This window comes from Vibrio sp. 811 (genome assembly GCF_033339195.1).
This window is the reverse complement of record NZ_JAWOUB010000001.1, coordinates 698,076-714,035: the sequence shown is the minus strand read 5'-3', so window position 1 is coordinate 714,035 and position 15,960 is coordinate 698,076. Positions and strand designations below refer to the sequence as shown.

13 protein-coding genes are annotated in these 15,960 nt (G+C 43.0%); 12 read left to right on the top strand and 1 reads right to left on the bottom strand.

Annotation, left to right across the window (positions count from 1 at the left end):
- The first annotated feature begins 351 nt into the window (after window positions 1–351).
- The 11 genes from R7Q46_RS03065 (at window position 352) to R7Q46_RS03015 (ending at window position 14,065) form a co-directional block, all read left to right on the top strand.
- Window positions 352–1,761, top strand: coding sequence for an aminotransferase class V-fold PLP-dependent enzyme (locus R7Q46_RS03065; protein WP_005375092.1), 1,410 nt, complete (start codon window positions 352–354; stop codon window positions 1,759–1,761).
- Window positions 1,762–1,823: 62 nt separating this feature from the next.
- Window positions 1,824–2,756, top strand: coding sequence for a transporter substrate-binding domain-containing protein (locus R7Q46_RS03060; protein WP_005375093.1), 933 nt, complete (start codon window positions 1,824–1,826; stop codon window positions 2,754–2,756).
- Complete coding sequence (locus tag R7Q46_RS03055; RefSeq protein WP_053307924.1) at window positions 2,753–5,083, top strand: putative bifunctional diguanylate cyclase/phosphodiesterase; 2,331 nt, start codon at window positions 2,753–2,755, stop codon at window positions 5,081–5,083. The genes R7Q46_RS03060 and R7Q46_RS03055 overlap by 4 nt, the downstream gene beginning before the upstream one ends.
- Window positions 5,084–5,295: 212 nt before the next feature.
- Window positions 5,296–6,489 carry a glycine C-acetyltransferase gene (locus tag R7Q46_RS03050; RefSeq protein WP_005375095.1) on the top strand — a complete coding sequence of 398 codons (1,194 nt, stop codon included), beginning with the start codon at window positions 5,296–5,298 and terminating at the stop codon, window positions 6,487–6,489.
- A gap of 44 nt (window positions 6,490–6,533) precedes the next feature.
- Complete coding sequence (gene tdh, locus R7Q46_RS03045) at window positions 6,534–7,565, top strand: L-threonine 3-dehydrogenase (protein ID WP_005383983.1); 1,032 nt, start codon at window positions 6,534–6,536, stop codon at window positions 7,563–7,565.
- 389 nt (window positions 7,566–7,954) lie between these two features.
- Complete coding sequence (locus tag R7Q46_RS03040; protein ID WP_005375099.1) at window positions 7,955–8,500, top strand: spore coat U domain-containing protein; 546 nt, start codon at window positions 7,955–7,957, stop codon at window positions 8,498–8,500.
- Between the two features lie 39 nt (window positions 8,501–8,539).
- Window positions 8,540–9,037, top strand: a complete 498-nt coding sequence (locus tag R7Q46_RS03035) for a spore coat U domain-containing protein (RefSeq protein ID WP_017820521.1) — start codon at window positions 8,540–8,542, stop codon at window positions 9,035–9,037.
- 20 nt (window positions 9,038–9,057) lie between these two features.
- Window positions 9,058–9,813 carry a molecular chaperone gene (locus R7Q46_RS03030; protein WP_213871260.1) on the top strand — a complete coding sequence of 252 codons (756 nt, stop codon included), beginning with the start codon at window positions 9,058–9,060 and terminating at the stop codon, window positions 9,811–9,813.
- Complete coding sequence (locus R7Q46_RS03025) at window positions 9,813–12,239, top strand: fimbria/pilus outer membrane usher protein (RefSeq protein WP_411978761.1); 2,427 nt, start codon at window positions 9,813–9,815, stop codon at window positions 12,237–12,239. The genes R7Q46_RS03030 and R7Q46_RS03025 overlap by 1 nt, the downstream gene beginning before the upstream one ends.
- Window positions 12,236–13,204, top strand: coding sequence for a spore coat U domain-containing protein (locus R7Q46_RS03020; protein ID WP_262647340.1), 969 nt, complete (start codon window positions 12,236–12,238; stop codon window positions 13,202–13,204). Before R7Q46_RS03025 ends, R7Q46_RS03020 begins: the two co-directional genes overlap by 4 nt.
- Before the next feature lie 141 nt (window positions 13,205–13,345).
- Window positions 13,346–14,065 carry a carbonic anhydrase gene (locus R7Q46_RS03015; protein ID WP_005375106.1) on the top strand — a complete coding sequence of 240 codons (720 nt, stop codon included), beginning with the start codon at window positions 13,346–13,348 and terminating at the stop codon, window positions 14,063–14,065.
- 72 nt (window positions 14,066–14,137) lie between these two features.
- Here the strand turns inward: R7Q46_RS03015 and R7Q46_RS03010 are convergent, their stop codons facing one another.
- On the bottom strand, window positions 14,138–15,241 hold the full coding sequence (locus tag R7Q46_RS03010) for a mechanosensitive ion channel family protein (protein ID WP_262647341.1): 1,104 nt from the start codon (window positions 15,239–15,241) through the stop codon (window positions 14,138–14,140).
- A 300-nt stretch (window positions 15,242–15,541) separates the two neighbouring features.
- On the opposite strand from R7Q46_RS03010, the gene R7Q46_RS03005 reads away from it, so the two are divergent.
- A complete protein-coding gene (locus R7Q46_RS03005) occupies window positions 15,542–15,889 on the top strand; it encodes a helix-turn-helix domain-containing protein (protein WP_005375109.1) in 348 nt (115 codons plus the stop codon).
- Window positions 15,890–15,960 lie beyond the last annotated feature (71 nt).

The window sequence follows — 15,960 nt, the reverse complement described above, 5'->3', positions numbered from 1 at the left end:
AGAATAGACGCCAATCTTAAAATAGCCTGAATATTTTTAAATTAACGCAAAGTTAAATTTTTAATGACTTTATAACAAAGCTCATAATTGTTTTATAAAGAATTTGGTGGAATTGTCCGCAATAAAGAATAATCAAATTAACGAATATATTAATGTGAACATTGTTGTTTATAGATTTGTGGTCAAACTGTTGCTTATATCATCAAATAAGATAAAAAATTGGAACTAAAGTCACTTAATGGCAGAGGAAAAAATTAAACTCTGATTGTAATGGGTAATAATGTTTTAGTAACAGATAGTTACGCACTTAAAATTAATAATATGGCTAATTTCCGACAAGGATTGAAAAAGATGAAAGACAAGGAATCTATTCAGACTAATAGCAGCCGCCGTAATTTTCTGAAAGGCGCAACAGGAGCTGTTGTTGCTGGTGTGAGTGCTTCCGCTTTCTCAGGCGTAGCTCAAGCACGAGAACAGAAAATTGATTGGAGCAGCCGCGGGCTAGGTAGGAAACACGATAAGCGCTTCTGGCGTAAAGTGCGAAGACAGTTCGTTTTGGACAAACGAACCACTTACATGAACATTGGTACAACAGGTTCAATGCCAAAACATGTTCTTGAAGATTACGAGCATAACAACAAGCTGGTGGCTAAATATCCTTGGGACATGAAAGGCAAATTTGGCTCTTGGCCGTATGTTTCTGAGATGGTTAAAGACGTCGCACCAGGTTTTGGTGCTAACCCAGAAGAGATCATTCTCAGCCGCAACACTACTGATGGCTTATGCTCGATCATTAATGGCTTACACTTTGAACCAGGTGATGTGATTCTAACGACACACCATGAACATATTGCTGCAACATCACCTATGAACGTAGCGAAACATCGTTTTGGTGTGGATGTGGTAGAAATTCAACTACCAGTATTTACTGGTACCGAAAACGTTTCTGAGCAAGATTACATTCAAGCGTTCCGAGACGCGCTTGATGCGAATCAAAACGTTCGCCTAATTGTTTTCTCTCATATCACATACAAAACAGGAACCGCGCTACCAGCAAAAGCCATTTGTGCTTTAGCAAAAGAGTATGGTGTGCCTACTCTTGTTGATGGCGCGCATACGGTCGGTATGTTTGACCTTGATTTCCACGATATGGATTGTGATTTCTATGCAGGATCTGGTCATAAGTGGCAGTGTGGTCCGGGCGCGACGGGTATTCTGTATGTTCGTGATAACGGTAACCGTTTGAATGAGTATTGGAGTGACCGAGAGAACCCGTTATGGTTGATCAACTCCTCACTTTCTCATGCTGATTACCTGGGTAAACAGCTGCAAATGCAATACATTGGTAACGATAACTATCCTGCGAAACAAGCACTAGTTGATAGTTGCAAAATGTGGGATGAGATTGGTCGAGACCGTATCGAAGAGCGAGTTGTAAGCCTTGGTAGTTTATGTAAAACCTTGCTTCAAGAGTACTTACCACAAGCCAAAATGTATTCACCAAACGTGGAAGGCTTAACCAGTGGCTTAACGACGGTTAACCCGTTCTCCGATGTAACTAATGAAGAGATACTGACGGAATTCCGAGATCGTTTACGTGAAGAATATGGTTACATCATCCGTACGACTAGCTTTAAGCTGCATAAGGATGATGACTTTGATACTTACGCGCTGCGTATCTCTACGCATTTGTTCCATGACGAACAAGATGTGGAAGGGCTCGTAGTGGCGATGACGAATTTGTATTACTCGTCGTTCTAACATCGTTGTTTATCACTCAAGCGCCCATTATTGGGCGCTTTGTGAAAGGTAAGGATATTATTATGTCAGTCATAACATTCAAAAGAACTTTAGCGACGGTGGCGCTCATGGTTACCTCTGTTGCGTCGTCTGCCGCTTGGTCAGACGATTTACAACAAATCCGTGAACGCGGTGTACTGCGTCACATTGGTGTCCCGTACGCTAACTTTGTCTCCTATATTGAACAAGGTGAAGTGGAAACTTTGACTGGCTTGGATGTAGAGATAATAAAAGGTTTTGCCAAGTCGTTAGGTGTTCAGTACCAGTATGTTCCAGCACAGTGGAGCGACGTGGTTGGTAAGTTGACAGGGCAAAATGTGCAATATCACAACAAGCAGGCTGTTGTCGGAGAAAGTGTTCCAATTGAAGGCGATTTGATCGCAAATGGCGTTACTATTCTTGATTGGCGCTCTGAGGTTGTCGATTTTTCACAAGATTATTTTCCTTCAGGTGTATGGTTGGTTTCCAGATCCGACTCTAGTCTGAGCCCGATTAAACCAAGTGGGTCGGTCGATGAAGATGTTAAAAACGTCAAGCAGCTGATCGATGGTCGCGAAGTGTTAGCTTTAGAACATTCTTGCTTGGATCCTAACCTTTATGACTTATATGACACAGGTGCAAAAGTTATATTACCTGATGGGGCGCGTCTCCTTAATGAGATGGTTCCAGCGATAATGAAAAATGATGCGGAAAGCACATTATTAGATGTTGCGGATACGCTAATTGCCCTCGAAAAATGGCCGGGTGAAATAAAAGTCATTGGCCCTATATCTGAAAATCAAAAAATGGCTGTTGCATTCCGTAAAAATTCCCCTGAATTACGCAAAGCATTTGATCGTTATTTAGACTCGATAAAAAAAGACGGTTCATACGAAAAACTAGTAAAAAAATACTATCCATCTATTTACTACTTTTATAACGATTACTTTATAGAAGATAAAAAGAAAGTCCGATGAATAAGGCCGTTAAAAAATTTTCCAGTAAAAGATTTATTACAATAAGCGCAATATTAGTTTCAATTTACTTAGCTATGCTTATTACTGTGACTAGCGTAGGTCAAAATAAATTAAAAGAATCTCAATACAGAGAACTAGATTTAAAAGTAAAAAGTTATGCAAGCACACTCGATAATTTATTTACCATAGCGAGTGAAGATGTTGATAATTTAGCTACAGATAAAACAATACAAACATTCTTTGGTAATTTAGCTTCTGGCATGTCAATGGAGTATGGGTTAGGTGCAAGTTTAATTAATTTAAAGCGTCGCTTCGATGAGAAGATAGACAGTAAGCTAATTAATAGCAGCCAAATCTATAAGAAGCTCACGCTGGTAGGCAGTGATGGAGTCACCATTGTCACCACTGGATCTGAAAACCTTGCCGAGCACAAAATGGACATACAAACCTTAATGACTCAACACGGGCATCCCGAAGAGGTTTGTGCGACGCGATACAATGATGACGTTCGCATTCAAGTCATTAAGCAAGTTAAGTTCTCCGGAAAGCCTGTTGCCTTTTTAATTGCCGATCTTAATAAGAATATTGTTATTGACCAACTTACTAACCAAGAACACGAAGATAGTTATAGCCGAATGGTGCTAAAAATAAAAGACGTGGAAATGGTTGTATGGGATACCATAAATAAAACACCTTCTCACAATAAGGATGAGAACTATTTCGTTTCTGAGGCTATAGACGGAAAAATTTACTTTGAAGTGCCTGTGGATAAACATCACTTCAAATTGATGGCGTGGTTCGAGCCTTTGAGTGAACGAGATATATTTACATCACGGCTCTTTATTATTGGTTTGAGTATTCTCGCCGTTATGATCGTCATTGCTTTATGTTATGCATTCATCACGAACAATAATAGGATTGAATTGAAAATTAAGCTTGAGGAAGAAAAAAAGCGTAAAGATATTCTTTCTAAACAGAATAAAAAATTAACGAACGAAATTGAACGTCGAAAAGCGTCTGAAAAAGAACTCGCCTTCCAAGCTAAATATGACACATTAACCAATTTGCCTAATCGTAGTTATGGTTCCGAGCGATTGGCTTTGGAGTTAATTAGGGCATCGCGTAGTGGGTCTAAAGTTTTGGTGATGTTCATCGACTTAGACCACTTTAAGCAGATTAACGATTCAATGGGACACTTTGTTGGGGATGAAATCCTTAAACTCAGTGCTCAGCGACTGTATCAAGTCGCAAGAAAAACAGACTTATTGGCGAGAATTGGTGGGGATGAGTTTTTACTCGTCATCCCTGATTTGCCTGATAATGATACTGCAAAGCGAGTTGCTTCAAGTGTGCTTTCGGCGTTTAACGATCCGTTTGTTTGGAACAACCATGAATTCTTCTTGAGTAGCAGCGTCGGAATGTCTGTGTTCCCGGATGACGGAGACAACGCTGAGCAGCTCCTTGCATGTGCTGATATGGCAATGTATCGGGCGAAACAAGATGGGCGTGATGGCTTTTGTTTTTATAACCATAATATGAACCAAGATTTGCAACGCTATTTGGATCTGGAAAATCGTCTGAGAAGTGCGATCTCCAATCAGTTATTAGAGCTGTATTATCAGCCAATTATTGAGCTGAGTAGTGGTAAAATCGTAGGGGCAGAAGCGCTAATGCGTTGGAATGATGACAAGTACGGATTTGTAAACCCTGAAGAGTTTATCTCTATTGCAGAGAAAAATGGTTTAATTCATCAAATTGGTGAGTTTGCTATTCAACAAGCGTGTCGACAAGCGGCACAATGGCAAAGTCTGACTCCGTTGTTTGTTTCTGTAAACTTTTCTAGTGTTCAATTTAGGTACTGCGAGCGCTTACTTACGTTTATTAAACACAGCCTTGAGGAGTCTGGTCTTCCGTCAAATAAGTTCGATATTGAAGTGACAGAAAGTCTCCTCTTCAATCACGATTCTGAGCTATTAGACATGCTTAATAACTTACGAGCGTTAGGCACCAAACTTACTATTGATGATTTTGGTACTGGTTATTCTGCGCTGAGTTACTTGCAGAAGTTTCCGTTCGACCGCTTAAAGATTGATCGTAGCTTTATGCAAAATATGTTCGAGAACGACTCAGACCGCGAGCTTGTCAACGTAATCATAGCAATGGCGAAAGCGCTGGATCTTAAGATCGTCGCAGAAGGCATCGAAGAACAGCGTCATGTGGATTACCTGAAAAACCTAAACTGTGAGTTCGGGCAAGGTTTCCACTATAGCCGACCATTACCTGCTAAGGACTTTGAAGCACTTTTGGCTAAGCCTACCTGGCTATAATTCCTTTTATAACAACCTCATAGAAAAGCATTAATTGAATTTGTGCCTAGGATTCATTAATGCTTTTCCACCTTAAGGTATAATCCTTCCTCCTTCCTTGAATTACACTACAATTAATTGATGAGTGATAGCCCGTGACGCCCGTCACATAAAGGCTAAGCCTAATTCTAAACGAGTAAATACTCGCCAAAATAACTAGGAAGGAATTTCAAATGTCTTCTGCATTCTACCAACAGATTCAGCAGCAAATCGAAGAAGTAAAGGCGGAAGGCCTTTACAAATCAGAGCGTGTCATTACGTCTCAACAGCAAGCGGCTGTTAAAATCTCTACTGGTGAAGAAGTACTAAACTTCTGTGCGAACAACTACCTTGGTCTTGCTAACCACCCGGCACTTATCGAAGCGGGTAAAGCAGGCATGGACGAGCACGGCTTTGGTATGGCTTCAGTACGTTTTATCTGTGGTACGCAAGACATCCACAAAGAGCTTGAGCAGAAGCTTTCTAAGTTCCTAGGTAAAGAAGATACGATTCTTTACACATCATGTTTCGACGCAAACGCGGGCCTATTTGAAACTATTCTAGGCAAAGAAGACGCAATCATCTCTGACGCTTTAAACCACGCGTCAATCATCGACGGTGTTCGTCTATGTAAAGCGATGCGTTTCCGCTACTCAAACAACAACATGGAAGAGCTAGAGCAACAACTGATCGCTGCGAAAGAAGCAGGTGCTCGCCACATTCTTATCGTAACGGACGGTGTGTTCTCAATGGACGGCGTAGTAGCAAACCTTCCGGCTATCTGTGACCTAGCAGAGAAGTACGGCGCATTGACTATGGTTGATGACTCTCATGCTGTTGGCTTCATGGGCAAAACAGGTGCAGGTACGCACGAGCACCACAACGTGGTTGACCGTATCGACATCATCACTGGTACGCTAGGCAAAGCAATGGGTGGCGCTTCAGGCGGTTACACATCTGGTAAAGCGGAAGTGATTGACTGGCTACGTCAGCGTTCTCGTCCATACCTATTCTCTAACTCTGTTGCACCAGCAATCGTAAGCGCTTCTATCCGCGTTCTAGATCTACTAGAAGAGAGCGGTGACCTACGTGATCGTCTATGGGAAAACGCAGCACACTTCCGTACTCGTATGGAAGACGCTGGTTTCACAATGGGTGGTGCTGACCACGCAATCATCCCAATCATGCTTGGCGACGCAAAAGTAGCAGCAGAATTTGCAGAGCGTGCGCTGGAGAAAGGCATCTACGTAATCGGCTTCTCATTCCCTGTAGTACCAAAAGGTCAAGCACGTATCCGTACTCAAATGTCTGCGGCGCACTCTCGCGAGCAACTAGACCGTGCAATCGACGCGTTCATCCAAGTTGGTAAGGACATGGGTCTTATTTAAGATTCTAGGCCTTAGACAATAGGGCCTTTAATTAAGGTTACATTATGAAAATTAAAGCATTATCAAAGCTAAAGCCTGAAGAAGGCATCTGGATGACTGAGGTTGATAAACCTGAAGTTGGCCATAACGACATTCTGATCAAAATTAAGAAAACCGCTATCTGTGGTACAGACGTACACATCTACAATTGGGACGAATGGTCACAAAAGACAATTCCAGTGCCTATGGTTGTCGGTCACGAATACGTGGGTGAAGTGGTTGCGATTGGTCAGGAAGTTCGTGGCTTTGAAATCGGTGACCGCGTATCTGGCGAAGGTCACATCACGTGTGGTCATTGTCGTAACTGTCGTGGCGGCCGTACTCACCTATGTCGTAACACGATTGGTGTGGGCGTTAACCGCGAAGGTGCATTCGCAGAATACCTAGTGATCCCAGCGTTCAACGCGTTCAAGATCCCTGAAGGCATCTCTGACGATCTAGCGTCTATCTTTGACCCGTTTGGTAACGCAGTACACACAGCACTTTCTTTCGACCTAGTAGGCGAAGACGTGCTTATCACAGGTGCTGGCCCAATCGGTATCATGGCAGCAGCGGTTGCTAAACACGTTGGTGCTCGCCACGTAGTGATCACAGACGTGAACGAATACCGTCTAGAACTTGCTCGTAAGATGGGTGTAACACGCGCAGTAAACGTGGCTGAAGAGAAGCTAGAAGACGTAATGGCTGAGCTAGGCATGACAGAAGGCTTCGACGTTGGTCTAGAAATGTCTGGTAACCCAGCAGCATTCAACTCAATGCTAACCACAATGAACCACGGTGGTCGCATTGCACTACTAGGTATTCCACCGTCAGACATGGGTATCGACTGGAACCAAGTTATCTTCAAAGGCTTGGTGATCAAAGGTATCTACGGTCGCGAAATGTTCGAAACTTGGTACAAGATGGCTTCACTGATCCAATCTGGTCTGGATCTATCGCCAATCATCACGCACCACTACAAGATTGATGACTTCCAAGAAGGCTTCGATGTAATGCGCAGCGGTATGTCAGGCAAAGTTATTCTTGATTGGGAATAACTTATTCAAGTAAGAAATGCGCTCCTTTTTGGGGCGCATTTTTGTTTCATGAAGATTTTTGTTTCGGGAAGAAATGGTCGCCAACCTTTTCTAAACTTCTCGTATCGTTCTGCTACTTTTTTTAGATTTTTTCCACTCAACTTCACCCTACCTTCTAACTAATTGTCAATTCTGTATTTGGAATAAGATAATAACCATTTGTTTTTAGTGGTTATTTTTTAGCATTACATGCTTAAAAATCGTCACTTTTAAGTTTAATATTTTTATTTGCTGTTCGTCTTTATCCTTATCCTGCTTCTTTTTATTGTTTTACATTTTATATGCATTTGGTTTGTCATAATTGAGCTATAACTAATAAAAAGGTTACCGATATACAGTGGAATGTAAAAATGGAGCTTTATATGAAAAGATTTTATCTGATGATGCCTCTGCTCTTAACCTCATTTAGTTGGCAAGCGAGTGGAGCGTCAGTGAGCGGTACGATTGATGTTTCAATTAACCTTGTACAAGGTTGTGTGATTAATGGAAATAATGCGGTAGATGCAGCTTCTGGCGTTGGCTTTGGCTCACTCGCCTTTGGAGACGTGCCTGCAATCTTCAGTGAACAAGATGGTGTGGTAAATGGTGGTAGTGCGACGGGTATTGAAGTGCTTTGTAGTAACGGTGTGACACCGACGTTTACATTGGGCACCGGATTGTATGATGCAAGTGCGACCGTTGGTACCTATGCGATGTCAAATGGCGCGCAATTTATTGATTATACGTTGTTTACCGACTCAGACCGAAGCACACAAATTATACAAGGCGGGACGGTAGCTCTGTCTGAATTTACTAGTGCAACATCGCAAACTATTGAGCTTTTTGCGAAAGCTTACGGTACGAGCAGCATTGCCGGTACATACTCCGATACCATCAGTGTGACGCTAAGCTGGTAAAACGTGACGCTGGTTGTTAGGGGCTTTTCACTTGTCGCGATGAGTTTGTGCTCTTTAACTGTGCTGGCTGATGCGACACAAACTTTTCAGGTGTCTGCCACCGTAGATACAGGTTGTTTGATTAACGGCGCAGTACAAGAAGAAAGCGCAACCCAAGCCGGGCAAATAGGCACGTTAGATTTTGGTGAGCATTCTTCAGTTTACGCGACGGAAGTACAAGGCAGCATCACTTACAGTTCATCACTCACATTAAGTTGTACTCCGGGTATTACGATGAATGTTTCCGTAAATGGCGGGATGAATGCATCGGACGGTGTACGTAAGCTAAAGCACAGTGAAGAAGCGACAACGGTAGATTACTTTTTGTTTCAGGATCTAAATTATACGCAGGTGCTTGATATTGACACGCAATATTCCGTCGATACCGACCAAGACCCAGATAATATTCAGTTTCCTATCTGGGCAAAGGCGACAATAAATGGGAATGAAATGGCTGGAATTTATATGGATACGCTTACGCTGACATTAGAGTGGTAAGTGAACTTTGGAGGGGTGAAATGGAATTCATACTCAAAAAACTATTATTAATAACCTTCCTTTTTGTTTTTTTCTCAAATGCCAATGCTAACTCATTATTAATTTGGCCGATTTACCCCAAAATATCAGAGGAGAGTAATGCAACATCACTTTGGATGGTAAATAAAGGCAGTGTTGATTCTTATTTACAGGTGAGAATTTTTAAGTGGGAACAAAACGAAGGAGAAGATAGTTATTCAAGTCAAAGCCAGTTAATTGCAACCCCTCCGTTTGTCAAAATTGAACCAGGTGAAAAGCAGTTAATCCGCATCATCAACCAAGATGAGGCCTATGCGGGTAAGGAGTATGCATACCGAGTGATCATAGATGAATTACCGCCAACTCAAAACCCTCAAACAGAATTGACGGAAAATGAACTCGCTGTAAAAGTCCGAATGCGTTACTCGATACCTTTGTTTATTTACGGGAAAGGGCTGACTGATACTCAAAAACCAAACCGTGACAGTGAATTATGGGATGATTTACAGGCACAGTTTATTAAGAAAAATAATCAGCGTTTTGTTCACATTAAAAATTCAGGAAAACACCATGTTCGCTTAGTGAATTTACAGTTGAATCTACCGAATAAAGATCCTGTCGTTATTTCCGATGGACTAGCTGGCTATATTCTTCCTGAACAGTATAAGGTTTGGTCTATTCCCCATAGTAATGTCAGACCCTTGAGTTTGAGCGCGAATATTGGAGGTAAACGTTACCAAATACCATTGAAGCAATAATGAATAGATTTAATACAATGAATGCTTTCTTTTGGTTGGTATTACTTAGCGTAACGTGGAGCAGTATTGGTCTTTGTGCAAATTCAGCAAACCACTTCTCTGAGCTACCGAGTCCTGAAAATTTCTCATTAGAAAAGTTTGAGAATATTAGCCTCAATCTGGAGTTGGTGATCAATCAAAGAGCAACAGGGCTTGTTGCGAAAGTTGAGCGAGTTGGCGATCAGTTCTTTTTGCTCCGGGAGGACCTCATTTCAGTTGGGGTTACCGCCAAGTCGTTGCCTGGAACCGAAGAGAGACTTGAGGTTACGTCTATCCCAGGTGTTAACGTGCGTTACTTGCAATCGTCATTGCAACTCGCAATTGACGTACCGCCTAATTGGTTACCGATGCAGAATTTATCAGCGCAGGATATGGGGCGATTTTCCCCGGCTCAGTTTGGGCGTGGTGGCCTGCTTAACTACAACGTATTTGGTGTGTACGAGAACGAAAGCCGACAAAAGGAGGTTTCTATCAATCATGAAGTCAGAGCCTTTTCTGAGTTTGGCGTTTTTTCTACTACCGGGATATTTAAATCTAACTTTCATCGCGATGTTCAGTCCCAGCAAAGCAGCCAGTACACTCGTTTTGATACGAGTTACGAGTACGTCAATCAAGAGAAGCGAATTCGTATGGAGGTAGGGGACTATATTGTTCGCCCTTTATCTTGGAGCCAACCAGTAAGAATGGCGGGTATTCAGTTGTCACATGATTTCTCTATGCGTCCGGATGTCGTGACGACGCCGTTACCTGCATTTTATGGTGAGGTCACAGCGCCCACTACGTTAGATTTGTTTATCAATGGCTTTAAAACTGACTCAATGAATGTTGGGCCCGGTCCTTTCATTATTAACGATATTCCAATGCTCTCTGGTGCTGGGGAAGCAACGGTAATTGCAACGGATGCTCAAGGTAAGCAAACGGTCATGACCAGCCCATTTTTTCTCTCTTCCGATCTACTCAAGACCGGATTTACATCTTACAGTGCGAGTATTGGTGCGATCAGAGAAAATTTCGGTAATGCATCTAACGACTATGGAGACGGTGGCGTGGTTACCGCTCTGCGTCATGGCATGACTGATTGGTTAACACTAGAAGCTCAAGCTGAAGCAAAAGATGACCTGATCGTTGCGGGGCTGGGCTTTGTCACCAATGCTTTCAACTTGGGTACGGTGGATGCCTCGTTTCGTGTGAGTAATTTTCAGGATCAATCTACCTCATATGCGCTAGGTTATAGTTATCAGTCTCGGCTGTTTAGCTTCGCTGCTCGAACTCAAGTAGAACAAGCCGACTTTTATACCTTATCTCATTTACCAAATTACGAAATGCTCGATGAAGGCAAGGACGCTTCACTCGCGTCGCGCCATCTATCACAAATCAATATGGGAGTCCGTTTGGGAGATTGGGGCTCACTTTCTGGTGGGTACTTTGATATTCAACAATCCGACTCAGATTCACGTACCCTAAATCTTACTTATAGCTACGCTCTGCCTTTTAATATCAATATGTCCCTTTCTTACAACCATAGTATTGGTGGTCAGAGTGTTACGTTGGCTCAATTCTCTCTACCTTTCAGTTCTTTGGGGGGAAGTTCGGGGCTAACGCTGAAAAGAGAGGACGATGGCGATGTTAGAGGGCGAGTGGGTTACAGCCGCCTTGCGCCAATACGAGGTGGGTGGGGCGTCAATTTAGCGCATGATATTAACGAACACCCAGAAAACCGTAAACAGGCCGATTTGACCTACCGTGCGTCATGGGCGCAGTTCAGAGCGGGGTTAAATGGCACCAGTGGCGACTATGATTATTTTGCGGAAATGGCAGGTTCGGTCTCTACGTTGGATGGAGAAATATTCCCGGCGAATGAAGTGTATGACAGCTTCGCGGTGGTGAGCACCAGTGGTTTTGAAGGTATTCCGGTTAAATATGAAAATCAAATTGTCGGAGTGACAGACGATGAAGGTTACTTACTTGTTCCTTGGGCTACGGCGTATTACACCGCCAAATATGAAATCGATCCACTTAATTTACCTGCCAATGCTGCGTTTTCTGCAACAGAGCAGTTTGCTTCGATACATTCGGGCTACGGCTACCTGTTAGAGTTCCCAATAGAGCTACAAGTTGCACTGAGCATGACGGTGGTAGACGAAAATCATTTGTTCCTTCCGATTGGTACATATGGCCGCTCAGAAACGGGCTTAACAAGCCAAATTGGTTGGGATGGTTTTACCTACTTTGAAGGCGTTGACCCAGGCCGCTACATTCAGTTTTATCCTCAAGGACAGCCGCCATGTACAGTGTTTATTGAGGGGTTGTATCAGCGTGACAGTCAAAAAATACAAACATTGCCTGAGCAGGTTTGTATCAAAGCCGAAGAAGAGACCGCACTATGATTTTGCGCCGCTGGTTTGCTAGCCTACTTCTCTTTTTCTCGTTCTCGACAATGGCTTGTCAGCTCACGGCGGCAACACCTTTAATCTTGTTTGGCAATGTTTCTTCGTTTACTGTTTCAAGCTCTCAGCAGCAAAGCTCAGCTCAGCCTCATGCAGGCATTACGTGTGACTTTTCTACACTTGTGTCTTTGTTAAGTGGCGACTACGTATCAGCAACGTTTAACAGTATAAATAATGGTTTGCTATTAAATGAGGATGATCCGAGTTCGGAGCTCAGCTATCAGATTTTTGGCGATCCAGGTCTTTCACAAGAGTATGTATTCGGCCAAACTTACAATTTTTTTGAAATCGGGTTACTCGATTTACTCGGGTTGTTTGGCACTCAAGCCGAGTTTCCGCTTTATGCTCGGACGGGAGTGGGTAGTAATCTTTCCGCTGGGACTTATAAAGACCAAATCACCGTATCCTGGAATTGGGATTACTGTAAGGGGATCGGGGTTCTAGGGGTATGCATTGGCCGCACCAATGGCAGCGCTCAAAGCGTGATTGAGGTTGAGTTGGAAGTGACCCCTGATTGTATGATCACAGCGCCAGATATTGATTTTGGTTCGTCCCCATTAGTGGCCGGTTTTGAACCAGTCAGTCAGGTTATATCGTTAACTTGTACCAAGAATAGTTCCTTCTCCATTGGCTTGAATGACGGCCTAAATGCGTCCGGCGGTCAGCGGCGAATGATTTCTAGTGGTCACTATTTGGAGTATGAAATCTATAAGTCATCATCGATGGATCGCTGGGGAGGAACCAGTTCTGAACGTCGTGAACACAGTGACGTCGATACTGGCGGCTCTATTCCTGATGGTATCACTCCACAGAATTATAATTATCGCGCGCAGATACTAACTAGCCAAACGACCCCTCCTGCAGGTACTTACACCGACTCAATAATCGTTGACGTTCAATTTTGAGCATCATGTCAATTACATCATTAGAGGCTTCTATTCCAAAAATCTTTTGTAATCATAGTTTTCACTCTGTCACTGCTTAATTTTGTGAGATTAGTATGGCTTTATTCTCACGGAATTTAACTTTCAGAAATAAGGAAAATGATGAAGAAGTCACTAACAACATTAGGTTTGGCACTGGTATTTACAGGAACAGCTTATGCAGCAAGCTGGGGCTACGAGGGAAACCATGGACCTGCTCATTGGGGTGAGTTTGCATCTGAGTGCGCAAAAGGTCAAAACCAGAGCCCAATCAACATTGAATCGGCGACCGAAGCGAAGCTAGAAAAATTGAATTTCGACTACGAAGGTAAGGCAATTTCACTGCTGAACAACGGTCACACTTTACAGACTGGTTTAGAAGGTAAAAACACACTCACCATTGATGGTAAAGAGTTTACGTTGAAACAGTTCCACTTCCATACGCCATCTGAAAACCATGTGGACGGTAAAGAATACCCTCTAGAAGCACACTTTGTGCATGCCGACAAAGTAGGTCATCTAGCTGTTGTCGCGGTGTTCTTTAAACTGGGTGACGCGAACCCAGATCTAGCTAAGATGCTAGCTAACATTCCAACTAAAGATCAAGATGTTACCATCAAGGTTCCATTTGATGCTGATGCCCTTATCCCAAGTGATAAAGACTACTACCGCTTTAACGGCTCACTAACGACACCGCCATGCTCTGAAGGTGTACGTTGGTTGGTGATGAAAGAAGCACAAACTATTTCTCCTGAGCAGATAAAATCTTTTTCGGAAGTAATGGGGAAAAACAATCGCCCAATCCAACCGCTGAATGCACGTATGGTGTTAACGCAACAATAACCACTTCATGCGAAGAAAAATAAAAAGCCCGCTTAAACACAGCGGGCTTGATTATTTGGGTATTGGTGAGAACTAGAAGCCGTGATCTTCTTGCTCTTCCGCTTTTACCATTTGTATAGGATCAAGCTTAAGCGTCTGAGTAGGGAACGCGATATCTGCATCGTGTTCTTTAATGATGTTGATTACCTTAAGCAGTATGTCCTGCTTAACCTCATGGTATCTCACCCAATTCACGGTTTTAGTAAAGGTATAGATAAAGAAGTGCAATGATGATGGACCGAATGTATCGAAGTTGACGATAAGTGTTTGGCGTGCATCAATGTCTTTGTGATTTTTCAGCATTTCTTTTACCGCGGTGATAATTTGCGGCATTTTTTCAGCATCGTCGTAACGAAGTCCAATTTTTTCGTAGATACGTCGGTTCAGCATGCGAGATGGGTTTTCTACGACAATGCTGCTAAACACTGAGTTTGGCACATACAGTGGACGCTTATCGAAAGTTCGGATAATGGTCATACGCCAGCCAATGCGTTCTACCGTCCCCTCTATTTGTCGGTCTGGAGAACGGATCCAATCGCCAACTTTAAATGGACGATCGAAGTAGATCATAAGACCTCCAAAAAAGTTAGACAGCAAATCCTTCGCCGCTAAACCGACGATCAAACCACCAACACCACCGAAGGTAAGTAGGCCCGATAGTGACAGACCAAATGCCTGCATTACGGTTAGAACTCCGACGGTAATAAAGAACAGGCGCGCGACCTTAGCTATCGCTTGTACTGTTGTTTCATCTCGGTTCTTTTGTTCGAGAACATGCTCTTCAACATTGGTAATGAGCCGCATAACGGTCCATACGAAGATGCTGATGATTAAAATCAGTTTCAGCGTACTTAACCAGTTTATTTTATCGTTGAGCTCGCTCTCTAATATGATGCCGATAGAGACGGTTGCAGGCCAACACCAAATGAGTGTACTGACTGGCGCTTTTAGCGCATCAAGCAACATGTCATCCCAGTGGAAGGGCGTTTTCTCTACGAGCGCAGCGAGGCGAGAGCGAATCAGCCGCCAAGCTATCCAAGCTATAAAGCTAGCGAGCGTAATGAAAAGGACGCTTCCACTCCAATTTTGATGAGACGTTTCAATGTAGCTTTGTAATTCGGTAAACCACTGTGGCATATGTAACTTATTTCTAGTGAACCATGGAAGGAAAGGTAGCAGATATTACTCCTTCACCCCAGTGATTTCCTTTAAATCATTTACTTATGTCTAAACCGCCGAGATGGACTTTTCCTTCCAATGACAAGAGAGTTACCTTTACGTTTTGCTGAGCGACCGCCTCATGCATGTTCAGAGGTACGCTACCAATGATTGAGGGTTGATATTTGAACGATCAATTATAACTTCTCTGACTTATCGCTAACATTTATCTTAAGTAAGTGTGAGAGTGTATTGGCTCTTGAATTAGCGGAGGCAGATATGGAATTTACAGAGCTGGATCGAAACGCGCTCTACGACATCTGGATGTCACAAAAAGCCAAAATGCACATCACTCAAATGGAAATGGCGAAGCGCCTTGGTTTGAGTCTACACGAGTTTTCTGGCTTGTTGCGTGGTAATTCTCCACTGACGCTAGGTTTTGTAAAACAGCTATGCGAGCAGCTACATGTACGTCCTGGTCAGGTGATTCCGTCTTTGACGGAGCGTGATCTATCTGCATCTGGTACGGTTTATTTACAAAATCGTGTGACGGTGGATGGTGATATCAGTAACGTGTTTATCGACGGAAACCAAGTCGTGATTGAGTACGTTCACCAAGTAAGCTAGCTTGCTCGTCAAATTATCGGGTTGAAGAGCAATAAAAAACGAGCCAATTGTGGCTCGTTTTTTCGTTTCTG